Source organism: Desulfofustis glycolicus DSM 9705 (assembly GCF_900130015.1).
Taxonomy (GTDB): Bacteria; Desulfobacterota; Desulfobulbia; order Desulfobulbales; family Desulfocapsaceae; genus Desulfofustis; species Desulfofustis glycolicus.
The window spans coordinates 74,781-98,358 of sequence record NZ_FQXS01000020.1; the positions used below are offsets into that span (position 1 = coordinate 74,781).

General features: G+C 54.8%; 26 protein-coding genes. 12 read left to right on the forward strand and 14 right to left on the reverse strand.

Going from position 1 to position 23,578, the window contains the following annotated elements; translation table 11 throughout:
• Positions 1 to 11: 11 nt before the first annotated feature.
• The 8 genes from BUC26_RS15490 to lexA form a co-directional block, all read right to left on the reverse strand.
• Positions 12 to 782: an ATP-binding protein gene (locus BUC26_RS15490; protein WP_028577534.1), complete on the reverse strand. Its 771-nt coding sequence runs from the start codon at positions 780 to 782 to the stop codon at positions 12 to 14.
• A 26-nt stretch (positions 783 to 808) separates the two neighbouring features.
• Entirely contained in the window at positions 809 to 1,825 is a 1,017-nt protein-coding gene (locus BUC26_RS15495) for a PD-(D/E)XK nuclease family protein (protein WP_073377456.1), read from the reverse strand.
• Positions 1,822 to 2,157 (reverse strand): hypothetical protein, encoded by a 336-nt coding sequence (locus BUC26_RS15500; protein WP_011367847.1) that lies wholly within the window; start codon positions 2,155 to 2,157, stop codon positions 1,822 to 1,824. Before BUC26_RS15500 ends, BUC26_RS15495 begins: the two co-directional genes overlap by 4 nt.
• Before the next feature lie 104 nt (positions 2,158 to 2,261).
• Positions 2,262 to 2,846, reverse strand: a complete 585-nt coding sequence (locus BUC26_RS15505) for a sigma-70 family RNA polymerase sigma factor (RefSeq protein ID WP_073377457.1) — start codon at positions 2,844 to 2,846, stop codon at positions 2,262 to 2,264.
• Between the two features lie 195 nt (positions 2,847 to 3,041).
• Positions 3,042 to 3,362 (reverse strand): hypothetical protein, encoded by a 321-nt coding sequence (locus BUC26_RS15510; RefSeq protein WP_143166038.1) that lies wholly within the window; start codon positions 3,360 to 3,362, stop codon positions 3,042 to 3,044.
• A 189-nt stretch (positions 3,363 to 3,551) separates the two neighbouring features.
• Positions 3,552 to 4,619 carry a hypothetical protein gene (locus BUC26_RS15515; protein WP_073377460.1) on the reverse strand — a complete coding sequence of 356 codons (1,068 nt, stop codon included), beginning with the start codon at positions 4,617 to 4,619 and terminating at the stop codon, positions 3,552 to 3,554.
• Entirely contained in the window at positions 4,612 to 5,739 is a 1,128-nt protein-coding gene (locus BUC26_RS15520; RefSeq protein WP_073377461.1) for a hypothetical protein, read from the reverse strand. The genes BUC26_RS15515 and BUC26_RS15520 overlap by 8 nt, the downstream gene beginning before the upstream one ends.
• Before the next feature lie 5 nt (positions 5,740 to 5,744).
• On the reverse strand, positions 5,745 to 6,377 hold the full coding sequence (lexA, locus tag BUC26_RS15525) for a transcriptional repressor LexA (protein WP_073377462.1): 633 nt from the start codon (positions 6,375 to 6,377) through the stop codon (positions 5,745 to 5,747).
• A 301-nt stretch (positions 6,378 to 6,678) separates the two neighbouring features.
• On the opposite strand from lexA, the gene BUC26_RS15530 reads away from it, so the two are divergent.
• Genes BUC26_RS15530 through BUC26_RS15545 form a run of 4 tightly spaced genes read left to right on the forward strand, consistent with a single transcriptional unit; the run spans position 6,679 to position 9,478 of the window.
• Positions 6,679 to 6,921 (forward strand): hypothetical protein, encoded by a 243-nt coding sequence (locus BUC26_RS15530; RefSeq protein WP_073377464.1) that lies wholly within the window; start codon positions 6,679 to 6,681, stop codon positions 6,919 to 6,921.
• A 34-nt stretch (positions 6,922 to 6,955) separates the two neighbouring features.
• Positions 6,956 to 7,480 (forward strand): DUF2924 domain-containing protein, encoded by a 525-nt coding sequence (locus BUC26_RS15535; RefSeq protein WP_073377465.1) that lies wholly within the window; start codon positions 6,956 to 6,958, stop codon positions 7,478 to 7,480.
• Positions 7,473 to 9,059, forward strand: coding sequence for a recombinase family protein (locus tag BUC26_RS15540; RefSeq protein WP_073377466.1), 1,587 nt, complete (start codon positions 7,473 to 7,475; stop codon positions 9,057 to 9,059). The genes BUC26_RS15535 and BUC26_RS15540 overlap by 8 nt, the downstream gene beginning before the upstream one ends.
• Positions 9,056 to 9,478, forward strand: coding sequence for a hypothetical protein (locus BUC26_RS15545; protein WP_073377467.1), 423 nt, complete (start codon positions 9,056 to 9,058; stop codon positions 9,476 to 9,478). The genes BUC26_RS15540 and BUC26_RS15545 overlap by 4 nt, the downstream gene beginning before the upstream one ends.
• 1,162 nt (positions 9,479 to 10,640) lie before the next feature.
• Here BUC26_RS15545 and BUC26_RS15550 read toward each other — a convergent pair.
• The 3 genes from BUC26_RS15550 to BUC26_RS15560 all read right to left on the reverse strand — a co-directional run bounded on the left by BUC26_RS15550 (position 10,641) and on the right by BUC26_RS15560 (position 12,773).
• Positions 10,641 to 11,495: an ATP-binding protein gene (locus BUC26_RS15550; RefSeq protein ID WP_073377469.1), complete on the reverse strand. Its 855-nt coding sequence runs from the start codon at positions 11,493 to 11,495 to the stop codon at positions 10,641 to 10,643.
• A 496-nt stretch (positions 11,496 to 11,991) separates the two neighbouring features.
• Positions 11,992 to 12,225 (reverse strand): DUF2933 domain-containing protein, encoded by a 234-nt coding sequence (locus tag BUC26_RS15555; protein WP_073377470.1) that lies wholly within the window; start codon positions 12,223 to 12,225, stop codon positions 11,992 to 11,994.
• Between the two features lie 200 nt (positions 12,226 to 12,425).
• Complete coding sequence (locus BUC26_RS15560) at positions 12,426 to 12,773, reverse strand: transposase (RefSeq protein WP_073377471.1); 348 nt, start codon at positions 12,771 to 12,773, stop codon at positions 12,426 to 12,428.
• Between BUC26_RS15560 and BUC26_RS24170 the strand changes: the two genes are divergently transcribed.
• Positions 12,772 to 13,242, forward strand: coding sequence for a hypothetical protein (locus BUC26_RS24170; RefSeq protein ID WP_244155872.1), 471 nt, complete (start codon positions 12,772 to 12,774; stop codon positions 13,240 to 13,242). The genes BUC26_RS15560 and BUC26_RS24170 overlap by 2 nt on opposite strands.
• Here the strand turns inward: BUC26_RS24170 and BUC26_RS23800 are convergent.
• Positions 13,211 to 13,849, reverse strand: coding sequence for a hypothetical protein (locus tag BUC26_RS23800; RefSeq protein WP_073377480.1), 639 nt, complete (start codon positions 13,847 to 13,849; stop codon positions 13,211 to 13,213). The genes BUC26_RS24170 and BUC26_RS23800 overlap by 32 nt on opposite strands.
• Before the next feature lie 427 nt (positions 13,850 to 14,276).
• Here BUC26_RS23800 and BUC26_RS15575 point away from each other — a divergent pair, with 427 nt between their 5' ends.
• The 4 genes from BUC26_RS15575 to BUC26_RS23445 all read left to right on the forward strand — a co-directional run bounded on the left by BUC26_RS15575 (position 14,277) and on the right by BUC26_RS23445 (position 16,010).
• A complete protein-coding gene (locus BUC26_RS15575; RefSeq protein ID WP_073377482.1) occupies positions 14,277 to 14,498 on the forward strand; it encodes an SHOCT domain-containing protein in 222 nt (73 codons plus the stop codon).
• A 2-nt stretch (positions 14,499 to 14,500) separates the two neighbouring features.
• On the forward strand, positions 14,501 to 15,049 hold the full coding sequence (locus BUC26_RS15580) for an SHOCT domain-containing protein (protein WP_073377484.1): 549 nt from the start codon (positions 14,501 to 14,503) through the stop codon (positions 15,047 to 15,049).
• 163 nt (positions 15,050 to 15,212) lie between these two features.
• Positions 15,213 to 15,833: a methyltransferase family protein gene (locus tag BUC26_RS15585; protein ID WP_073377486.1), complete on the forward strand. Its 621-nt coding sequence runs from the start codon at positions 15,213 to 15,215 to the stop codon at positions 15,831 to 15,833.
• A complete protein-coding gene (locus BUC26_RS23445; RefSeq protein WP_153307087.1) occupies positions 15,834 to 16,010 on the forward strand; it encodes a hypothetical protein in 177 nt (58 codons plus the stop codon). It abuts the gene before it with no gap.
• A 603-nt stretch (positions 16,011 to 16,613) separates the two neighbouring features.
• Here BUC26_RS23445 and BUC26_RS15590 read toward each other — a convergent pair.
• Positions 16,614 to 17,963, reverse strand: a complete 1,350-nt coding sequence (locus BUC26_RS15590; protein WP_073377488.1) for an APC family permease — start codon at positions 17,961 to 17,963, stop codon at positions 16,614 to 16,616.
• A gap of 179 nt (positions 17,964 to 18,142) precedes the next feature.
• Positions 18,143 to 18,529, reverse strand: coding sequence for a DUF302 domain-containing protein (locus BUC26_RS15595; protein ID WP_073377507.1), 387 nt, complete (start codon positions 18,527 to 18,529; stop codon positions 18,143 to 18,145).
• A gap of 1,012 nt (positions 18,530 to 19,541) precedes the next feature.
• On the opposite strand from BUC26_RS15595, the gene BUC26_RS23900 reads away from it, so the two are divergent.
• The 3 genes from BUC26_RS23900 to BUC26_RS15615 all read left to right on the forward strand — a co-directional run bounded on the left by BUC26_RS23900 (position 19,542) and on the right by BUC26_RS15615 (position 23,572).
• Positions 19,542 to 19,907, forward strand: a complete 366-nt coding sequence (locus BUC26_RS23900) for an SHOCT domain-containing protein (RefSeq protein ID WP_208609808.1) — start codon at positions 19,542 to 19,544, stop codon at positions 19,905 to 19,907.
• Positions 19,908 to 19,925: 18 nt separating this feature from the next.
• Entirely contained in the window at positions 19,926 to 21,500 is a 1,575-nt protein-coding gene (locus BUC26_RS15605) for a multicopper oxidase family protein (RefSeq protein WP_073377490.1), read from the forward strand.
• Positions 21,501 to 21,739: 239 nt separating this feature from the next.
• The gene (locus tag BUC26_RS15615; RefSeq protein WP_073377494.1) at positions 21,740 to 23,572 is read left to right on the forward strand and encodes a serine/threonine-protein kinase; all 1,833 of its coding nucleotides are present in this window, start codon (positions 21,740 to 21,742) and stop codon (positions 23,570 to 23,572) included.
• The last annotated feature ends 6 nt before the right edge of the window (positions 23,573 to 23,578 follow it).

A 23,578-nucleotide genomic window follows, 5' to 3' on the forward strand; every position in this document is an offset into this window, starting at 1 on the left:
GTCGGATCTCCTTACTGTTGAGGTTTCGCCGCCGCACTCGCGGTCGGCTCCGGCTTCGGCCGGGCGGCACTCGCCGCAGCTCCGGTTGCCGTGTTGTTGAACGCTTTCACGAAGCTCGAAAAATCGAGGGGGATGACTTCGGGGAGTCGGCCGGTGCGGTCACCGGCGTCGTAGTTGGGACTGGGCTTGGTGCGCATCACGCGCTGCCATACCGGCTTGCCGTCCTCGCCGGTTTTCATGTCCAGGTCGCAGAACAGGATCAGGTCCACCAGGCCGGTGACCAGCTTTCGCGCCTTTTCCGGCAGCGTCGGCACGATGCGGGTGTGTTTGCCGGTCCGGGTCTCGATGTCCCGCTCCTGGGAGTGGGAAATCAGGATCAGACCGTAGGGCAGGAAGGCGAGCTTGTTGATGACGCGCTGGAACTCGTTGTTGATCAGCGCGTAGCCCTTGCCGTAGCCCAGGTCGGATTCGTGCTCGATCTTGAATTTCTTGCAGACGTAGTCCGAGCACATCTTGTAGGCGTTATCCACCGTGTCGACGACGATGGTCTTGAACTCGTGCTTGCCCTCGGCGATTTCGGCGCAGGCCTGCAGAAGGTCGTCCCAGCAGGTGATCGGGGTCTGGAACACCTCCAGGGCGTTCAGGCCCGGCTCGGTCGCCAGGAACACTGCGTCATCGGCCTTGGAGCACCAGGTGCTCTTGCCGATCTTGCTCGGGCCGTACACCAGGGCGGTGAGGTCCGAGAGCGTGTGTTTGGGTTTGCTTTTGGTCTTGGGAAGCATGGCTTCGTCTCCTTATGGTTGGGATTTCAAAACACCGGAGCGGCGTCTTCACCGGCTCCGTCCCGCAGCTCTTCGTGCGGGGCGATCCGTTGGAAATGGTTTTCGATGACGTTGGGGTTGCCGCCCGAGCGGCAGAGCTGGAAGTAGGCGCAGGGTCTTCCGTACTGGAAGCAGTAGCTTGTGTTGCGGTAGAAGGTGTCGCGCCGACGGGCGTCGAGCATGGCCTTGGAGAGTTCCCACAGCTCCGCCCGCAGTTCCTCGAACTGGTCTCGGGAGATGTAGAGCACCTCGCGATGGAACATGCCCGGCTCGAGGTACTTCTCCTGGAGCCGTTGCTGGAAGGTCTCGTCGTCCTCCGGTAGCTTGCGCTTGGCGCTGCTCTTGCCGGTTTTCGACTTGGCGATCAGCTCCGCCCGGCGGGCCTCGAACTCGGCTTCGGTCTCACCCTTGCCCTGGCGCAGCTTGGCCTTGACCAGGACGTTGTAGATGATGCCGCTGACCGTGATGCCGAGGGTCTGCTCCAGGTACCAGGCGTAGAGGATGATCTGGAAATCGGTCCACAGCCGCTCCAGGTAGCTGGCGTCGATCTGCGAGGCGGTTTTGTGTTCCAGTAGGAAATACTGGCCATCCTGACGGACGATGCCGTCCACCTTCCCGGCGAGAATGAAACTGCGCGAGGTCGCCCCGGTCGCCGGGTTGACGATGGGACCTTCGAAGGTTTTCTCGAGCGCGACGACCTCGAACTCTTCGGCCGGGTAGTGTTCCGCATAGGCGCTCATCATGGCCCGGGCGAGATGCCAGTCGGCCTGTTGATGGTCGTCCTGCGCCCGGTTCGGATAGGTCCGGTCGATGTGGTCGAGGACCTTGGCCAGATTCCGCTCGCCGTGCCAGCACTCCAGGCAGTCGTGGATGACCGAGCCGAAGGCCAGATTGGGGTCGCGCTCGAGCGGCACCAGCTCGTCGATGTAGCGCCACTTGCAGGCCATGCGGCAGTTGCGGAACAGCCGCCACATGGAATAGGTGGTGGTCATCAGCTCGCTCATACCGCCACCCCCGCTTCGGCGGCGGGCGCTGCGCGATGCTTGGAGGCACAGGCGCAACCCGACGGCTGGGTACGTTCGATCAGGACCGAGCGTTCGCCGTATTCCTTGGTGGCGAAGCCGGTGAAGATGCGGGCGAGATCACTGCCGACATCGGTGGAGGCGTCGATCACGCAAGTGCGTCGGGCCTTGTCCAAATTGAACCGGCTCTCCATCCGCACACGGGAACGGCCATGCAGGCTTTCGACGGCCAGCATCGCCAGCATGAAAGTGTCTTCCAGTTCCTGGGCCGGGACCGACTCGTCAAAACGGTACTTGTAGGTGTCGTGAGTCATGGTTGAACTCCTCTTTCGTTCAGGTTCAGATTTCCGAGGCCCCGGATAGCCGCACCATGCGGCACGGTGCTTACTTACCGGAGCCGGAGCCGATGCGTCGGAGATCACAGGTAGTCCTCGAGCCCGGCCTCGCGGAACGCGTCCCGCAGCTTGCTCAGCCGGTCGTAGAGGGTGGTTCTGGGAATGCCCATCTCCCGGGCGACCTCGGCCATGGTGCTGTCGTGCAGACGCAAGCACAGATCCCGGAGCTCTTCCGGCAGCGAGGCGATGGCCTGGCCGAGATCCATGCGGATCTCATGGGCGAGGCGCTCTCTTGTTTCGCGGGTGCCGCTTCCCAGAGAGCCCTCGCCGTCCAGGAAGTCGATCCGCTCGGTGGTGTCGCCTTCGCCGTTGTCGAGGGGTTCGTTGAGTGAGGTTTGGCAGAGCCGCCAGTCCCGGCATTGGGCGAACCGTGCCTCCAGGATGGTGGAGATGTGACGTTCGACGATCCGGGCCATGAAGGTGGTCTTCTTGGCCTTGGCGGGATTGAAATGCCGCATCCGCTGCAGCAGATCGATCATCAGTTCCTGTTCGAGGTCGGGTCTGTCGTCCTCGGTGAATCCGGCCTTGCCTACGAGTTGACGTGCTTTGTGCCGAATGAGGTCGGCGGCATACTTGTCGATGCCGTCGTAAGAATTCTGTGAAACCATCGGGGCCTCCTCGGAGCGAGGAGGAGGTCCGCGTGGGTGTCGGCACGGGCCAGATCACAGGACAAAGCTGTCGCGTGGGCGAAGGGGTCGCAGGTACGCCGCCAATTGCCGTATTCGGCTCGGCGACACCCACAACAGCCTCCGCCATGCGTCCAGCTTGTTGTCCAGTGTCTAAGGGTTCAGGTCGTTACGTGTTCAGGCTGCCCGTTCCTCGATGCGCATCAGGAACGGGAGACCGTGCTTGATCTCGAGCAGGCAGACTTTTCCGCTGCCCATCTGCGCGAGGTGCTCCAGCAGCGCCACGACCTCTTGCTTGAGAATGAAGTCATCCTGGTCGCGCTCGGGCCGGGGACCGCTTTGTCCGCCCAGCTTGATCTCGCGCTCGATGACCGTGTCAGGGGTGAGTTCCGGCTCGCCGTCGCGGACCGGAATGTTGGAGATGCGGCCGAAGTTGATGTCCTGCATCAGCTCGATGAGTCGCCGCTTCGGTGGGGTGAGATTTTTTTTGTTCATCATTCTGCCTCCTAAGCATGGTTTGATGTTTCTGGAGGGCAGAATAAATCCGGTTTTCATGAAGCCCTGTTTTCTGGACTTGTCTTTGGACTGTCCAAAATGAGCGACCCCAAAAAACAAAAGGCCGTCAGGTTTTTCACCTGCGGCCTCGGTTGCGCGGAAATATTTTTTAAGAAAAGTTTCTTTGGACTGTTATTTGGACTTGACTATGTTTTCGGGAAAACGCACGCCTTTCTCCTTGCGAAAGTCTATAGCAACACCTAGTTTTTTCCGGATATTATTCAGTTGTCGTTGCATACGGCCTGGGTCTCCCGAAGCGGGAAAATACTCATCTTTCTTCCACGCACACGCATTCATAAAAGTCTTATGCCGTACCCATCCGTGGCCGATCTGATCGTAAAGAATTTCCATGATCTTGGCGATGATGGACTCATTGCGGACAAAAATGTGTCCTTTGTCCACCCCGTTCACGAACCAGTGGACTCTTTCGCCGATTTCTTTTCGTTCGAGAACGATCTTATCCTCTTCGGTTATTGTATTTACAGAATCGTCTCTCGATTCGTCTTCCCGCAGTGCCTCTCCAGCGTGACCAATGAAATGTGCAACTTGCAAATCCGCTTTCTTGGCAATGGCATGCCAATCCAGCAAGAAAGCACAAGAAGAGTTTGTTGTGATGGCGACCATAATAATTCCAAGTCGTTTCATCTGTTGGCGGATTTCTGGGGAAAGTGCGATGCCGCCTGGGGTTAAAATGACAATCCCCACGGTATCAAGCTCTCGGTCAAGTCTCCTGCATCGAGCAATAACATCATCTTCATCCAGGTTTGGAATCGAAAGAAAAATTTCCAACGTCCCGAGGCTATCAAGTGTCTTAAGCCCCATAGGAATCAGGCCGTGATGATTCGCAAACCCGCTGCCTTCAATGCCATTCGCTTGGCGGATCACTGTCGTGAGTTTTGGAAGGGAGAGTTCATACTGCCGGACGTCGTCCTCGGTGAGCGGGATCGGATCGAAATAATTGTCCTCATCAGCAACCCCAAATATACCCTTCGAGGTCTGGCGGACAATCAGATCGCCACCTAGGGGAAAACGTTTCGGTCGAGGAATCTCCGTTGCTCTTGATGTTTCCCTCAGGATTCCTTTCTCTCGAAGGACACGGAACTCATCTTCTGGGTAACACTCCAGTTCCCCGTGCAGAAAGACAGGACTCTCGACTTGGTCGAGACGCTGAAAGATGAAGTTGAGGAGCCCCTCAGTCAACGACAATCCCCCAATTCTTCAGATATCGGAATACGTCTTCGGCATGTGTGGCCCGTTTGAACTTGATTTTGTTGGTGCCGGACAATTCGATGCGTTTTCCCCGTAGGTCATCGGGGAACATGATTTTAAATACGGCCCGTCGGATCGTGCCACCCCCCAAACGCTTACGCAGGTAAGTCTTTTCAAGCGTCTCCATCACATTCCTGGACCGCACTATAAATGATGGGAACGGCGCTTGCGGAAGGTTGAAATGGATCTCGGCGAGGATGACTGAATGATCTTCGTCAACCGGCATGTCAAAGTCCTCCTCCGCGATCCTGGCGAGGTTTAGTCTATCTGCTGATCCGGGCGAGTCGAAAAAGTCTTCGTCTTTGAGGCAGCACTCAGCAAAAGCCTTGCGGAGAGCCGTCTCTTCTTTTTCAACAGCAGCCTCAATTTCAATCTGGCCGGTCTCGTTGTTATAGCTGATGAAATCTTGCTGGGCCGGACGTAGGATGGTCGGGGAGACTTTCGGACTTGCAGTGGTTCCTTTGAATATCAGTTCCGCTTTGACCCGCTTCTCGTGGTAAATGATGAAATTAGTGTATGCTCCTTCTTGATAGTAGCGGACGAGAACACGGTCACTGTTTTTATGATTTTTGAAAATCTCGGCAAGTTTTGATTGAAAGACTCCGGAAGCTGTATCTACGTCTGCAATGGCTGCTGCAGTCTTCCCGCGAAATATGGTGAATCGTTCTGCACGCCAAAGGGTATACCGATCATATGCGAGATTAAAAGCCTCCTCATTTTCAGTTCTGACCTTAAGGCTCAGGCACTCGACCGGCAACTCCCCGTTTCCTTCCGGCGAATAATTGCATTCCTGACAAGCTGCCACGATGTCTTCATGACCTCGCTCTGTACAGAGGTCATAAGCCATATAGAGACTCTCAAGCAGATCATCCTTGCTATAGCCATCGCCACTAACGAGGAATTCTTTGAAGAGGGGAACATCAAGCGATGCGGAATCAAGCTCCAGATGGCCATTCCAAAGTTCAACGAAACTACGGAGAATGGGCTCATAGCCTTGGAATTTATCCAAAAACCGCTCTGCGTTAAAGGTTCGATGTTTCGGCTTCCCCATTTTTCTTACCTCCCTTGTTTATGCCTAACGGCAACGACCTTACCCAACACGCGAAGATCATCCTCCGGCCTGATCCGGATCTTTCTTACCTCCGGGTTCTCGGGCACCAATTCGATGAGCTCGTCTTTGATTTTCAGGCGCTTGACAGTCGCCTCGTTGTTGAGCAGCGCGACAACGATGTCTCCGTCCTCGGCGATGGGCTGCTGCCGCACGATGATCAAATCACCATCGTTGATACCGGCACCGACCATGCTGTCACCCACCGCACGGAGTGCGAAGTGCTGACCGGAACGAACGACGTTCGATTCGACCAGTACTTGGCCGATGATGTTCTCCTCAGCCAGGATGGGGCAGCCAGCCGCCACCATACCCACTACAGGTACTGAAACCAGGGAGGCAGCCATCTCGCTGGGACGGCGGGCGACGGCAATGCCGCGAGACTTCCCGTCCTCTCGCTTCAGGTATCCCTTGCGCACCAGTTGGTTGATCCGGTCGTGGGCACTCGCCGGGCTGATTTCAAAGATCTCGCTCAGTTCCTTCACCGTTGGAGGGAAGCCCTTGGCATCGACAAAACGACATATCGCTTCAAGCGTTTTCCGCTGCAACGGCGTTATCTCATCCGTCTTCGCTTTGCCCATGGCGTCTCCATTTCTGTTGAAAGACAAAAAGGCGCAATGCGCCAGCAAATCCTAATAATATAAACCTGATGCATATCAGGTCAAGAAATAATCTCACACCTGATTTCCGACACTTCCACGAGCCCCTCGGTAGGTAAGGCCTGAAGAATGCCGGTTTGAAACCGGACGAGCAGTTAGAAACCAGATAACCGACCAGAGGCGGAGCTGAGGCGGTTGTGGGTGCCATCGAACGTGCATCCCGACCGCCGCCGTTTTCTGGCATCCACACTATCCAGCCCCCCGGTCCCACCGGAGGTGTTCGATGTTGGATGTACAGGAAATGAATGATTTACCGGGGACGGATGAGCTTGGCGAAAACGGCAAACCCGGCCGCCTGTCGGGTGAGGCGAGGCTCCAGTCAGCCGCCTCCATTCTGGCCACTGCGATCCTGCGCCGAAAGGCAAAAAACGCATTTGTGGGCAATGAGTTAGAGGTTTTCGAAGATTCTTCCCCTGTGCTCGGAGAAGGACTTGATTCATTGCCGGAACAGAGCATTCATTCATGACAACTCGTCCGGAAACCAAAATAAGGAGTTGAAAATGAATGAGTTACAGAACGCCGCCACGGGCGGCAAGAATCAGGACCGAACCCGAAACTCGGTCCTTCGGCAGATGGCTCTGCTGCAATCCATGTCCCTGGAGCAGCTCCGGGAAAAATGGCTCGACCTCTACGGCGAAGAGCCGCCCCAGTACAAGAAGCAATTCCTCATCAAGCGGCTGGCCTATCGCATCCAGGAGCTTTTCTACGGCGGACTGTCCGAGCAGGCCAAGGTCCATCTCCAGCAGGCCGCCAAGGATGACCCGGTCGCCACTGTCAATCGACGCATCCCAGAAGAGCGGAAATCTAACGAGGCGATCCTGCCCGGAACCAGACTGGTGCGGGTCTGGAACGACCGGCGCTATGAGGTGATCGTCCTTGCCGATGGCTACGAGTTCGAAGGCCGCACCTTCCGGTCGCTCAGCGCGGTGGCCAGGGAGATCACCGGGACGCGCTGGAACGGTAAGGTCTTTTTCGGGCTGAAGAAGGTTTACGGCAGAAAAGCCGAGGGAGGTTCGGATGCTTGATAACAGCAATGTCGCGCCGGGCAAAAACAAAACCCTGCGCTGTGCCATCTACACCCGCAAGAGCCACGAGGAAGGACTCGAACAGGAGTTCAACTCGCTGGATGCCCAACGGGAGTCGGCGGAACACTATATCGAGGCCCAGAGGATGCGTGGCTGGACGGCTCTGCCGGATCGCTACGACGATGGTGGTTTCTCCGGTGGGAATATGGAGCGCCCGGGGCTGCGCCGACTGCTGGCGGACATCGACGCCGGGAAGATTGATGTGATCGTGGTCTACAAGGTCGACCGCCTGTCCCGCTCGCTACTGGACTTCATGAAGATGATCGACCTCTTCAACGAAAAGGGCGTCAGCTTCGTCTCGGTCACCCAGCACTTCAGCACCACCGATCCCACCGGCCGGATGTTTCTCGGCATCCTGATTACCTTCGCCCAGTACGAGCGGGAGGTCATCGCCGAACGTATCCGGGACAAGGTGGCGGCAGCCAAGCGCCGGGGAAAATACTGCGGCGGCGTACCCATTCTCGGATACGATGTCGACCGGGATAACAAGAAGCTGCTGGTCAACCCCGATGAAGCCAGGACAGTGCAATACATTTTCCGCCGCTTCATCCAGATCGGATCGGCCAAAAAGCTGGGCCAGGAATTGAACGAACAGGGATACCGCACCAAGGCCTGGACCACCAAGAAAGGTAAGGTTCGCGAGGGCTCCGAATGGAACACCGCCCATATCTACCGGCTGCTCAACAACCGGATCTATATCGGCGAGATCGCCCACAAGGATCGCAGCTACCCCGGCGAGCACGAGGGGATCATCGACCGGGCGACCTGGGACAAGGTTCAGGCCATCCTGGAGGACAACAAACCGGTCAAGGTGTCCATGGCCAGAACCAAAATGGTCGCCCCGCTGAAAGGCGTTATCCGCTGCGGCCACTGCGGCTGCTCGATGGGACCGACCTACGCCCGCAAGAACGGCCGCCACTACACCTATTACATCTGCCAGAAGGACAGCAAGCGGACCGTGAGCCGATGCCCCCTCAAACGAATTCCCGCCGGGGACATCGAGCAGGCGGTGATCGAGCAGTTGAGCGCGGTGTTCCGCACACCGACGCTGGTGGCCAAAACTTACTTCGCGGCCCGGGACATCGAGCAGGCGGAGCGGGAGCGGCTGTTCAAGCAGAAAGCCCAACTCGAGATGGAGCTGTCGCAGGTGAGGGAGCAGGCACTCGAACTGATGAAACCCGGCAGCGATCAGCCGGGCAAGGCCGAGATGCTCACGACCGTCAACCGCCAGGCGGTCGAGCTCTCGAAACAACTGACGCACGTGAGCGAGCGATGCAGAGCCTACCGGGGGAACAACATCACGGAACAGGACGTTTCGGAGGCCTTCCAGAATGTCGAGGGCTTCTGGGAGGACCTTTTCCCGGTGGAGCGAAACCGGCTCATCCGCCTCCTGGTGGATAAGGTGGAGATCCGCGAGACCGGAATCGATATGGAGCTGCGCACCAACGGGCTGACAACGCTCATCGCCGAGCTGGCTGGTCTGGCCTGCGAAGTCACCGAACGGAGGGCAAGCCGATGAAAATGAAGCCGACCATTACCGTGGCCGACAACGGCAACCTGCAGATCCACATCCCGATGCTGATCCGGCGCATGCGCGGTCGCAAGACGGTCATCGCTCCCCAGGCCCTGGATGGAGATGCCCCCGGGGCACAGGAGCCAGTGCAGTCCGCCGTCCTCCAGGCGCTGGCAAGGGCCTTTTCCTGGGCCGACATCCTCGAATCCGGCCAGATCAAGTCCATCAGCGAGCTTGCCCGTACCCTCGACGTCGATGGCTCGTATGTGGCCCGCATTCTCAAGCTGACGACCCTGGCCCCCGACATCGTCGAAGCCCTGATCAACGGCGAGGAACCCAACGGGCTCTCGTTGGCGAAGCTGACCCAGAGCTTCCCGGAGGACTGGGCCGAGCAGCGCCGCCAGTTCGGCTTCGCCACCGACTGACGACCGGACCGGAGACCGCCCCAGAGAGCCGACCATCAGCGTCGGCTTTTCTTCTTTAGGGGGCAGGAAGCCGGAGTTGACCGCGCTTCTTTTCATGGCCGAGGCGGGCAATTTCGAAAAAAACGTCCGGTTGCGGCATCGAACGATGACCTAAGACAACCGCCCAAAATGGCAACGAGCCGCAAACCCATATCAATCAAGGATGTAGCTTTCCGGACGCGCTTCGGACTTGGTCCGGAGAAAACAGAGAATCAGGGGCCAAACAGAGAAAGGAAGGCGGGAGGATGGGGAGAATCGATGGTGCAAAGAGGTGCTTTGGAAAGATGTGAAACGGGCGCAAACCCTTTAGAAACAAGGGGAAAAAGAAAACCCGTCACCCCGGAGAATGACCCCAGAGAGACGGGTTTGTCTTTTTTAAATGGTGGAGGCGGCGGGAATTTAGGTTATTGCACTGATATAACTCAAAAAGTGAGGCCCCATATAGCAATTTGACGTTCGACATTGTGATCGAATGTCCTGCAATGCCCTCATCTTATCAGTTTCAATGTACCACCTCGAAAAGTGGTTACTGGTTACCTCTCAAACCTATCTATTCGATTGAGTGTTTAGGATTAGAACCCACGTCCCTATCAAACTCATGTGAAACAACATTAACGTCTGGTTACCGTGATTACCGTGGTTACAGACGGTCGCAAGCGAAACGAGATCAAACAATTACGATTACTCAATCGATCCTCACGAAGGTTACCGAAACTGGTTACTCCGATAACAATGGTTACCACCTGCCTTACGGGTCGCTCCCCGAAACAAGTTCCTCGCACCTGTTGTTCAGCGCCGTTTCGATCAGGTTAAAACAGCGTACTGGCTTCTGCTCCCGCTGGGGTAAACAATTTAGAACCAATTTCCTTTTGCTCACAGGAAACGGATGGATAACGGAACTTCCAGTTCGATGGCGAGAATGGGAAATGGGAAGCGAACCGACACCCCGCATTATAACCGCTCAGGAATAAGCTAGAGCTTTGGCTGCATCTAACAATTTGAAACTGCCAGAATCCACCTAAATCTTGCCAAAATTCTGTCCAAGAAATCGGTGCCCCTTCTCAAGTAAAAAAATGCGATTCTTGTTTACACACGTTAAACCACCTTTATGTTTTTGCTTCAGCTATGGTTTCTCGGGGGCTGGATCAACTCCCGGGAGCATGAGGGTGAAAATGGTGCCGGAGTGTTCAGCGGAGCAATAGGTCAGGGTGCCGCCGTGGGCCGCAACGATTTTCTGTACGATCGGCAATCCCAGGCCTGTGCCCTTCTCCTTGCCGGAGACAAATGGCTTGAACATACGCTCTTTTATGGCTGCGGGGATGCCCGCACCTGTATCCTCCACCTCGATCAGGACGCCGTTTGAATAATGGCGACCGCGGACGGTTACCTCACCGGTTTTGCCGCATGCCTCGATGGCGTTGCCGATCAGATTGATCAGCGCCTGCTGGAGCCGGTCGAAGTCGAAATCCCCGTACGACTCCTCCCGAAAATACTCGAGGCGCAGTTCAACATTGAAGGACTCGGCCTTTTCGGCACAAAGCAGGGCCGTGTTGCTTAACAGAGTGTTCAGACTGTTCCGGCGACGGGTTATTTTCAGCGGCCGGGCAAAGACCAGGATATCCGCAACCATGTCTTCCAGCCGCTGTGTCTGTTGGATGACGATGTCCAGTTTTGCGGCCGCGGCTTCGTTGTCCGAAATTGTTTTGCGTACGAGACGGACGAAACCGCCAATGGCGACGAGCGGCGCCTTGAAATCGTGGGCGATGCAGGCGGCCGCCGCACCCATGGCGGCCAGTTCCGACTCCTGTTCCCTGAGACGCTGCTGGCGGAGTTCCCGGTCACGAAGCCATCCGGTCAATAGACCGACGACAAAGAAGAGGATGACCTGGAGCACATTGCCCAGGTCGTGAGCCTTGAACGTGTCGAGATTGCCCGTTATCGAGGGCAGGTAGAAGAGAGCTGCTCCGAGGGCAGTCATGATCCCCCCCCCGCAGGCCGAACCAGAAGCCGGCGAGAATAATCGGCAGGAAGTACAGTTCTCGGTAGATAACGTGCAAATAGATATGCTCTGGGCTGATCAGATAGTGCAATCCGCTGAGCCCAACAACCAGCAGGGCGACAAGTAACAGCCGGACTCGCGCTGACCGATGCTGAGCCCACACCCGCGGACGCTGCTCGGCATCTGCATTGTGTGTTGGAGTCGACTTATTCATTTCCCCGTGAAGCATCTTTTCCGTATGTATGATTCATTTCGTAACCCATCATATAGATGGGGTAACCTCCATGACTTTTCTCTCTTGTTGTCCGTAAGTGTGGTCGTCAAAACGAAACCGGCATGTCCGAACGCAGGACCACCGCTCCACCATCAACGCCATTTCGCGCTCACTACGTTTTCCCCGGTGAATAAAAGGTGTGTTTTTTCAGACCGGGGACCAAGGCCGGCACCGTTTTGGTATAGTCGGTCTTACCGGCCATCAGCCGTCCTCCCTTTCCCCCTGATGCCGCGAGTTGGGGGCGCCGTGGCCTCCATGCATAAAAATATGCATGAGCGGACACAGGAGAAAAATGAGATACGGCAGGAAGGCGACGACATGTTCCTGATGCCTTTGCACCACGATGAAGCCGCCGGCCAACACCACTCCGGCAAGTAGTATATGATTCAGGGATCGGCGGGAGAGCCACTGCATGCTTTTTTGTAGACTGTTCATTTTGTTCAACCCTCCGGCTCAAATCATCCAGTCAGGATCGAAATGATGACTGATATCGTCCCGATTACAATGCTGAGCGTTCTTGACTGCCTGCTTATTTCTTCTCGCCACCCGGTACAGCAGCGGGTGAGTTACTTCGTGCCGGTCCGAATCGCCACCTGGCGGGCATTGCCGCCCGCTTGGTTGTCATTCACTTTGTCTTAATGCACATGACATGCCAGCCTGAACAGATAGCGCGTATCATCTACGTTTCCTTGACGCCAGCCATATTGAGCAGGTATTGCGTCGTTTTTCAACGCACACCGTGCCGCAAATGTGCCTAAAATCGAGACAGTTTCGCTGAGCCAGTCATCACCTTGCTGTCTCAATTGTACACAGTCGGAAGTTGACCGCTCCCCATGGGGTTCCCATGGGGCAGCGGCCACATTCATGCCTAAGGGCATAAATACCTTATTGAACAGCTTGATCAGATGGAAGTGGTCGAAGACGGTAGTTGCAGTGGGAAGATGTGCGGTGTCCGAGGTGATAAAGGCCGGCGACAGGTCCATGGCAACCGCGGCAACCGATGTGCCAGAATTCGCCACAGCACTGTCCGACGCCGCGGCAGTTCAGGGTTCTGACCTGCTCCCAGACCTGTTTGCCAGCGGCCTCTTCGATTCTGAAATCAAGCGCCACGTTAATGTGCGTGCTGGTTCTGGCGGCATTGGCGCCGTTTCGGCGAATCTTCTTGTTGTAATCGGGACTGCGGTACCGATTATATCAGCATCGGCTTTCCAGGCGCGGCCATTCGGCCAGACTCACCGTGGCAAGGAAATAGACGACCGAAGCAACCACCGCTACCGTCAGACCGACGATCATTCGCATATTGCTGCGTCAAGGGACGAGCCGACGTGGCCTCCACTGCCTAAGGTACACCGGCAGAGGAAAAAGGAGCTTGGATCTGCGGCCAAATCGGCGCGTTTCCCTTTTACCCGATATCGGGATCTTATGGCTTCTGCATCAACTGCTGCTGGGTGAGCATGCTTTGCATAACTTCTTGCATCAACTGCATCTTCTTCTCCATCTGCTCGATACGAGCGGCCGCTGCATCAGAAGAGCCACCCATCATTCCGGTGCCGCCGCCCATCATTCCGGTGCCGCCGCCCATCATTCCGGTGCCGCCGCCCATCATTCCGGTGCCACCGCCCATCATTCCGGTGCCGCCGCCCATCATTCCGGTGCCGCCGCCCATCATTCCGGTGCCGCTGCCCATCACCTTTTCCATCATAGCCATCTTTCTTTCCATCATGGCCATACGCTCATCCATGGGCATGGAACTGGTATCTTGCTGGGCCATCATGGCGTCATTTCCCATCATGCTCATGTGCTTCATAGCATCCTGCATCATCTGCATGTGCTGTTGCATGAGGTTTTCTCGGGCTGAAGGATTCTCAGCCTGGAGGAGCTCCTGCCGGAGTTGCTTCAGGTTCTGGACCGTTTTTTCATCTTGTTCAAGGCCCTTGTCTTGCGTCTCCACAGTAGCAGAAGCTGCCGTTTCTTCCGGATGGTGCGCATCTACCGCCCACACCGGGGAGGCAAAAACTACCAGAGACGAAAAAATTGTGACAACAAAGATGTTCAACATAGTAGCCTCCCATTTATTGGTTCCTTAATTCCTCTCGATTCCCGACCGAAATCCCGCGCACCGAATCCCCCGCAGGGCTCACACGCCTTTGGCGACAGACTGCGTCCCCTCTATGTCTGTTACGTACTATTCGTGAAATGCAGATCCTTTCCTCCAGCACAATAAAAAAGCTAATCATGTGGAACGACGAAAGCAACAAGACCTCGTGTTCTTCCATGCCGAACAACAGGAGCAACTGCACCGACCGTTTCTACAGAAATATAAGGGATTGAATCTCTTTCTCTTGATAATGTGTTTCTCGGTACTACACTTGTCTTAAGGCAGCAGCGGTTTTTCAACCTTAAAGCTCGGCCGACGGGGCTTCCGGGGCTGCTTGCCGGAAAGGCTCGATACGCCCCTGAGCACTATCCATCTGAGGAGAAGATTTATGGGGTGGCACATGCATCAAATGGGAATTGGCGCCTGGATCTATCTCATCGTCCTGATACTGTTCTTTGTTATTGCCGGTATCTATTTGACACAACAAAAAAAAGACCCTCCCGAAGACGAAGAGGATGACCCAGTGAACATCCTGAAAAAACGCTATGCGCGCGGTGAGATCACCAGGCAGGAATACGAAGATATGAAAAAGAGCCTTTCCGAGGAGTGACCATGCACCCCTCCGTCATCCCCCGAACATGCGCAAATCTCATTCAGCTGGCCCTCTCGCTCATTCTGGTGGTTCTGTCTCTGCACCTGATTCATCTTGCCATTGGTCATATCCTGAATTCGTTCCAGGTAGTTGATGCGGTCGACGAAATTTTCAATGCCATATGGCTGATCACAGTTGCTCTTGCGGTATTTGACCTGGCAGGCATCATTTTCGAAGAAATCTCCTGGCGGGGCGCCAAAAAGGATCTGAGAGAGTTCAGGTGGCAATTCACCAAATTTCTGATCGTGGTCGTCACCGCACTGCTGATAGAATCGCTCGTTGTTTTTTTCAGAATTGCCAAGAAAGACGTCACGCTACTCATCTACCCCGCCCTTGCCATCCTTTCGGTATGTCTGCTGATCATCTCGCTTGCCTACTATATCAGACAGAGCGGTACCGCTGACAGAGTCGAAGCCGTTGACGTGGTACTGCTGCTCAAGACCAGGTATGCCAAAGGTGAAATTACCACCGAAGAGTTTCAGGAAAAAATGCAGCTGTTGAAACAATAGCGCCTCAGCCTTATACCGGCCGCACTTCCCGACCCGGTAGAAAGCAGTGTCGAAATGCATGATCTGGTGCAGTTTTCCTGAGGCGGGTTTTTATTTTCCCCGGGCAGGTCTGTCTATACCTGCCTGGTGGTAAAAATTTCATTTCAGGAGGAGGGCTGACAACATGCATGTTGGAATGTGGGGATTGGCCGCTATTGTCACCGTCATCGTTTCGTGGCTGATGTATCGCTATCTGGCGCCGCAAAGTTGGAAGGAATGGTCCCGGGCCGGAGTCCTTCAGGCCTTCATCATCGCTTTTTATGCCGAGATGTACGGCTTCCCGCTGACCATCTATTTTCTGACCAGATTTTTCGGCCTCGATATTCACTCGGGGGCGGGAGGAAATCTGTGGGCTCAGACTTTCGGTACGCCCATGGCGCATCTAGTCGCCATGGGCATCGGCTACACCATCGTCTTTTCCGGGGCAACATTCGTCGTGGAGGGATGGCGGAGAATTCACCGTGCCCGCAAGGAGGAGAAACTTATGACCGATGGGATATATTCCCGTGTGCGCCATCCGCAATATACCGGGTTGTTTCTTATTGTCTTTGGAGAAGGGGTTGTGCACTGGCCAACGCTTTTTTCTGTGGCGGCTTTTCCGATCATCGTCGTCGCCTACACCATACTGGCCCGCAAGGAAGAACGCCAGATGCTCGAAAAATTCGGCGCCGCATACCGTGAATACAGGCAAAAGGTGCCTATGTTCATTCCCAGGTTCGGCACCGGACAAAATCAGGAGGAGTAAATGGATGCCCAAACCGCCACGATTATCAGCGGCGTTGCCCTGTTGATCCTTTTCGCGTCGGTGGGTGTATACTTACGCCGCCGCAACGCCGGAAGCAAACCAAAGAAACCATCTAATCACAAGCGATTCGACAAAGAATCAATCGAGCAGGAGAAAAGAAAAGGAAATCAATCCTGATGATGAGACATTACCTGAGCTTCTCCATCGGCCAACCGAGGATCGCTCATGAAGGGGGTACATGATCAAGAGGATCGGCACCTAATCTGCTCCTGATATCGCTTGCTCACGGTCAGGCTCGTTTACCACCGGCGGGAAAACACAGCGTCCCCCCGCATGTACCGTCCTGAGCTAACGAGTGATTGGGAGCACTTTTTACTCAAAGGCGTCCGCAAAGAAAGAACGCACCGCTTTCAGTCGGCCACTGCGATGCAGACACATCTTGAAGAACTGTGCCTTTGAGGATTACCCGTACCACCAGTCCGGTCTGGAGAAGCATACTGCCGTCGTGCACAGCCGAGCATTAGTAGGCCCCGCACGGCCTCCGGTCGCTCTAGGGGCTCTTTCCAACCGATCGGAAACAAGAGGAAAAAACATAAAGGTTGATGTCCACTTATGTCGTAAAAGACGGCTATTTGTGCATCGCATCAAAATAATACAATAAAATCGACTCAAAGGACGATTGAACGAAGATAGGTCGTCGTGGATTGATAAACTGTTTCAGGAGAATTGCTGGGGGAAGCTAAGGCGGGCTTTCCAGCCGTTGCCTATCGCATCGCGAGATCATGAAGATGCCACTTGAGGATCGTTATAGTTTGGATCGTCCTCGTCGGATTTGTGCACTTTGAGGAAAAACTTCTCACCTGCGAAAACGAGAATCAAGCCGATGAGCGAGGCCCAGATGACGAGCATGTCGGACTGTATCTTGACCCAAATAAAGGCGCTGAGCACCACCACGTCGAGCATGATAGCCGTGATCAGAATAGGCGCTTTAGCGCCGATTTCGTCCCGTAGATGCCTAAACACGCCCCAGTGGATACCGATGTCCATGATGATGTAGAAAATCGCGCCAAGCGAAGCGATGCGGCTGAGGTCGAAGAAGATGGTTAGGACGATGGCGATGGCGACTGTATAGATCAGCGTGTGTGTTTGCAGCCCGCCGGGTAACTTGAAATGACGGTGCGGCACGAGCTGCATGGTGGTGAGCATGGCCAGCATCCGCGAGACGGCGAAGACACTGGCGATCACGCCCGAGACCGTGGCGATGATGGCGAAGCCGACCGTGAACCAGAGCCCGTATTGTCCAAAGGCCGGGCGCGAGGCCTCGGCCAGAGAATAGTCCTTCGCCCTGACGATTTCCTCGATCGACAGGTTGGCACCCACGGCCAGAGCGATGAGCACATAGAGGACGGTGCAGATGGCTATGGAAACAATGATCGCGCGACCGACGTTTTTCTTCGGATCCTTCAACTCGCCACCGCTGTTGGTGATGGTGGTGAAGCCTTTGTATCCCAGAATGCCTAAAGCTACCGCCCCAAGGAAACCGGCGACACCGACCTGCTCGGGTGCGGCGCTCACGCTCTCAAACTCCAAGCCTGAAGCCCACAGACCGCCGGCCGCAAGCACAACAAGCCCGGCGATCTTCAAGAAAGCGGTAAAAAAGGAAAAAGACTGGATGTATTTATTCTTCAGCAGATTGATGCCGAAGGCGAAAACGAGTAGGCCGACCCCAAGCGCGGGCACAAGCCAGTCGGCTTGCTCGGCGTCAAACAACTGCAAGGTATAGGTGCCGAAGGTGCGAGCCACCAAGCTCTCGTTGATGATCATGGAAAAATACATGAGCAGAGCGCAGGCGCCTGTCATCAGGCTCTTGCCGTAGGCCTTTTTGAGAAACATGGCGATACCGCCCGCCGACGGATAGGTCTGTGCCATCTTTACGTAGGAATAAGCGCTGAAGCCTGCGATGATCGCGGCGATGAAAAAAGCCAATGGAAACCATGTGCCTGCCAGCTCGGCGATTTGCCCGGTCAGCGCGAAAATGCCAGCGCCGATCATCACGCCCGTGCCCATGGAGACCGCGCCCCAAAGCTTCAGGCTATCTTTTTTGTAGTTGGAAGAACTGTTCTCGCCCATGGTTTTGTAGTGAGATAAATGTTTTCGTCATCCAGACGGCCATCACGACCAAAAGAGAGATCTACGGCCGGATAATGAAGCCAGTGGCACGCCGCCGTCGCCACCGGCGTAGGCGTATTTCATGTCCCGGCCAATCATCGTAGAGAACTCAATTCAAACCATTCTCCACGTTCTGCCTGTCATGCATTCTGGATAACCATTTTCAGCTTCTGCCCTATCGTCTCGGCTATCTCAAGCAGTTCAGGGTTATCTATCGCTTGCATTGATGCGATCGGGTTGATGGCCGCAATCTCAACGTCACCATCGGCAGCTTCCTGAACGATGACATTGCAGGGCAACATCGTACCGACTTTGTCCTCCGCCTGGAGCGCCTTGTAGGCAAAAGAAGGGTTACAGGCGCCCAGAATTCGATAATTTCTGAAGTCAACGTCCAGTTTTTCCTTCATGGTGCCTTTGACGTCGATTTCCATCAAAATACCGAAACCTTCTTCATTCAGTGCCTGTTTTATTCTGGCAACGGCTTCATCGAATCCTGTTCCAATCGTCTTGCTGTAATAATAAGTCATCATTTCCTCCATATTTTGTTTCCCGAATTTGATACCTGCCTGCTCCTCAAGGAGGTGGCACGACCTTGTGATATACCGTCCCGGTATCAGAGATTCTGCTTCTTACGTTGAATGGTACCACCACGATCTCACGCATCGCTCACACGCCGACAAGTATCCGTTGACCGTGGAAGTCCAATCTTGCTATCCGTCGTTTCCTCTCATCTCCCCATTACTATCATTGGCAAATTTTCGAGCATGCGCAGTGGTTCCATTTCTCTATATGCAGAGACCATGCCACCCCGAGCGAAAAACTTAGAAGACAGGACAGCCAAGCATAATTTTATGGAATAGTCTTTCGGACATACCACCCTGCAATGATGGTAGCTTTGCCGGCTGTCTTTAAACTGCCAGTGATGCCTTGGTCATAACCGACCTGTGGTTATATATAACCATGGGCGGCGTGTATGGCACCTGTATCCGCCAGGGCAGGCAGGATACGATTTTGTGTCCCCGTATGGTGTTCAAGAATCTTGTATAAAGGTCTCACCTTTCCCGAAGGCTGTTTAATTTTGTCCCACCGTGTCGTACAAGTCGGGGCTGATGTGGGTATTTTCTATACACATTCCGGCCCGCATACGGTGGAGCGATTTATTCCATTGAACAAAATTCATCCTCCAAGTTCTTAATACTACGACCCGATAGACTCACATGTAGACCGACTGCCAGGGTCCTGGCATGATGTTTGCTTGATTATTATGCAAAAAGCCACGCGACTTTCAGGAAGCGGCCGCTTTTGAAATGACGAACAGTCGCTGTAGACAAAACAGGGTAGAAGCGGAAAATGAGGCGTAATACCAAGAGTATAATAGCAGTGACGATTGCCGCAATAGCTGCTTTTAGGCTCTCTGCACAGCCCTCCAAGACAGAGGCCGCCACCGCCGCGGGCCAGACTGCGGGAATGGTTGTGGAGGATAATGGACGGTGATGGCGTATAGCCGTCTCAGCGTGAGTTACCATAGAGGAGAAAGATATGGTCATGAGAATTCTTTTTAGCAGGTTGTCGTTAGGGGTTGTCACGATTTGGTTTTTGAACAATATCTTATTGAGTCCCGCCTTCGCTCAATCCGGTGGATATAGGACTGGGCACATGTGGGGGGGGATGATGGGTGACTGGGGAATGGGGTGGTTCGGTATGATATTCATGCTACTGTTCTGGGTCTTAGTAATCGCTGGAATCGTCTTCCTGGTTCGCTGGCTGGTTCAAGGCAGGGGCGGAAGAGATCGTTTCGATGCCGGCACAGGTTCGCAGGCAATGGAAATTCTTAAACAGCGCTACGCCAGAGGAGAAATCAGCAAGGATGAGTTTGAATCCATGAAAAAAGAGATACTCGAATAGCCCTACGGGAGGCTTGCGATGAAAGACAAGAATACCGGCATAAACAGAGATAGTGATCATTCCAGACGGCACTTTTTGAAACTGACCGGGTATGGGACGCTGGGCATGCTGGCGGGCGGCCTCTGGCCGGGGCTCGATCTCTTGGCGGCAGCGCAAACTCCGGATACGGACTTTGAGCCCGACCTCGACATCTCCCTTTCGGCGCGCCCCGATGAAGTTGCAATCTTTCCGGGAAGCTCCACCGGTGTCTGGCGCTACCATGCGACGGTGCATAAAGGCGACCGCGCACGGATTGTTGAAATGCCACGGAGCTATCTTGGTCCGATCATCAAGGTCAATCAGGGTGAAAAAATACGGATTCGCTTCAACAATGCCATCCCTGAAGTGTCTATCGTGCACTGGCACGGTCTTCATGTGCCTGCGATAATGGACGGCCACCCGCGCTATGTCATTCCGCAGGGCCAATCTTACCTGTACGAGTTCGAAGTAAAGAACAGGGCCGGAACCTATTGGTACCATCCGCACCCGCACGGGAGAACCGGCCCTCAGGTGTACGGCGGTCTGGCGGGCCTTTTCCTTGTATCAGACGCGGAAGAACAGGCCGTTGGCTTACCCGATGGCGAATATGATGTACCGCTGGTGATTCAGGACCGGACCTTTGAGCAGGATAATCAGCTTGTCTATCTGTCGGGAAACAGAATGGAGCGGATGACCGGGTTTTTGGGGGATATGATCATGACAAACGGCATGCCGGATTTTACCCTGCCGGTATCGACCGGTGCCTATCGCCTGCGTTTGCTGAATGGCTCCAATTCGCGCATTTATAAGCTGGCATGGGAAGACGGCCGCCCGCTGACCGTCATTGGCACAGACGGCGGGTTGCTGGAAAAAGCGGTCCAGCGTCGGTATGTTTTTTTAAGCCCCGGGGAACGGTTGGAGATCTGGGCAGATTTCAGTGATAATCCGGTCGGCTATAAGACATCTTTAGTAAGCCTTCCATTTGAAACCGGCGGCATGGATGGAGGACGGATGGGCCACGGCATGATGATGGGCGGCAGGATGGGCCAAAACCTGCTTTTACCAAATGGTGCGGCCTTTTCCGTATTCGGGGTGAATGTGACGCAACCCGTACAAACAACCTACCGTCTCCCGGACAAACTCTCCGAGATCGGGCCTGCCAGACCTCGAGACGCTGTGAATTATCAGAACCCACGGCGATTTTATCTCACGATGCGGCATATGCAGTGGACTATCAACGGCCGGGTGTTTCAGATGGAGGAGGTGGCTGACGACGAGATCGTCGGCTTGGATACGGCGGAGATATGGGAATTCAACAACACCGGGGGTGGGATGATGAGCATGCCTCACCCCATTCACCTGCATGGCAAACAGTTTCGCGTTATTGAGCGTGCCGGCGTCTTTCATGACGGCTATGTGGATGAAGGATGGAAAGATACGGTCTTGCTTATGCCCGGTGAACGAGCCCGGGTATTGGTGAATTTTTCCGACTACCCGGGAATGTTTCTCTACCACTGTCACAACCTGGAACATGAAGATATGGGTATGATGCGCAATTATTATGTGAAGGCATAGCCCTATGATGGGTACTGCTGCTGGATCAACTTTTCTTCAACAGTGATAGGTGCTTTGGCTCTTTTGCCAGTCATTCCGTGAATGCTTGAGGACGGGGCTTTGAGGAGATTCTGCACCATCTGCGAGACAGTCGGCCATCCGGCCATCCGGTATCCGGAAGTGGGAGCGACCATTCTTCTCGCCATGACTCCTCCTAGCACTGCTTTTACCTTTGACGACAGTCAGGCGGGAATTCAGCGATGAGCGAACCATCTACCTCCATATTCAAGCCGGGCACGGTGCTCGAAGATAAATGGATAATCATTGAATTGATCGGCAAAGGTGCCATGGGGGAGGTGTATCGTGCTCACCAGACGAACCTGAACCGCGACGTTGCCATCAAGATCATTTCACAAGAGGTCCTGGCCGCTATCGAGGATGACCCTGAGGAACTGAATATAGCCTTCGGACGGTTCCAGCGCGAAGTTCAGGCAATGGCCCAGGTTCGCCATCCCAATGTGCTGACAATCTACGACTACGGCGAGATACCGAATGCCGAGGCCGCCGGGGGATTCCATACGGCCTATATCGCCATGGAATACATCCCGGGCAACACCCTGCGCTTCACCATGGATGAAGATGGTCTGGATGACGACTCGGAACTGCTGGCCACCTGGATATCCAAATATTTTCTGCCGCTGCTCAACGGGGTCGAGGTTCTGCACACGCATAGCATCGTGCACCGGGATCTGAAGCCGGAAAACATTTTTCTCGACGGCGAAGTACCGAAGATCGCCGACTTCGGCCTATCCCGGTCTTACCGGATGAAAGCGCTCACCTGTTCCGTGGAGATGCTCGGCACCCTTGCCTACATGTCACCCGAGCAATGCGCCGATTTCAAGAACGCCGATTTCAGAACGGACATATATGCTCTGGGAAAGATCCTGTATGAAGCAGCTCGGGGGACTCTCACGGAGAACACACTCCCGTTCACCGCCGTTTCCCTCGACAACCCCGCCAACAGCTTTTTGAAGGCACTCAATGCCGTCCTGCTCGAAGCCACAAACGAAAAACCGGAAGAGCGCTATCAGTCAGTACAAGAGTTCAGGAGTGGTATCCATGAAACCCTGGCCGTCTTTGAGGGAACAACTCCGATTCTGCCGGCCGGGGGGAAAATGTCAAAAAAGCCGGTGCGATCCGATTATTTCCCCCTGATCGGATGGACAACCGCCGCTATTGCCATCATCGTCGTTGCAGGGATGACCGCATATCACCTGATGGACCGGCCGAAATTTGTCAGCGGGCCAAGTTTGTCGCCGTCTGTTCATCAGGAAAGCAGCGGATATGAACCGCAGATCGTCGAACTTGATTCCGGCGAAATAGCGCCACCAACCATGTTCGGCAGGGACGGCAGCAGGATGGTACTTACCGGAATACCCGGCGGACCCGAGGAGAGGCCACTTTTTTACGTCGACGAGGAAAAGATATCAAATTTTCTTTTCGTCGAATTTCTCAACCATCTTGGCGATGCAGTGACGGTCAATAACGGTGTTGTCCGTCTCGACGAACAAATCATTTTCTATATCGGCAGCTCGCCCGACGAGACCCCCATTATCTATCTGCACAACACCTTCCATCTTAGTGATCAGAGTAAAGGTACCGACCCGGTGGTGCGCGTAACGTATCACGGCGCCTCCCGGTACGCGGCTATCTATGGCAAATCGTTACTGTCCGGCGAGGAGTGGCGCTCTGCCTATCGGTATCACTCGTCAGATGTAACCGTAAATCAGGCAGATAATCACGCCGTTGACCAATCTGGTGGAATGCCCCATATGCAGGCATCATCAACTTTGCCGGGTGAGGGGGAGAGCGAGTATCGATCTGTGCAGAGCTTCGGGTGGGGTTCGAAAGAATGGGTGCGGATAGAGGCCGAAAACAGTGACGAAGATACCGGACTAACATCAAACGCCTATGCCTCCGGGGTTATGGATGGACAACTGGCTCGAGAGGATAAGCCGCCGGTACGAAGACAGCCATGGGAAGGATTCGATACTGTCGGCTTCCGCACCAAACTAGTCGTGCAGCAGCAATGAAATCAG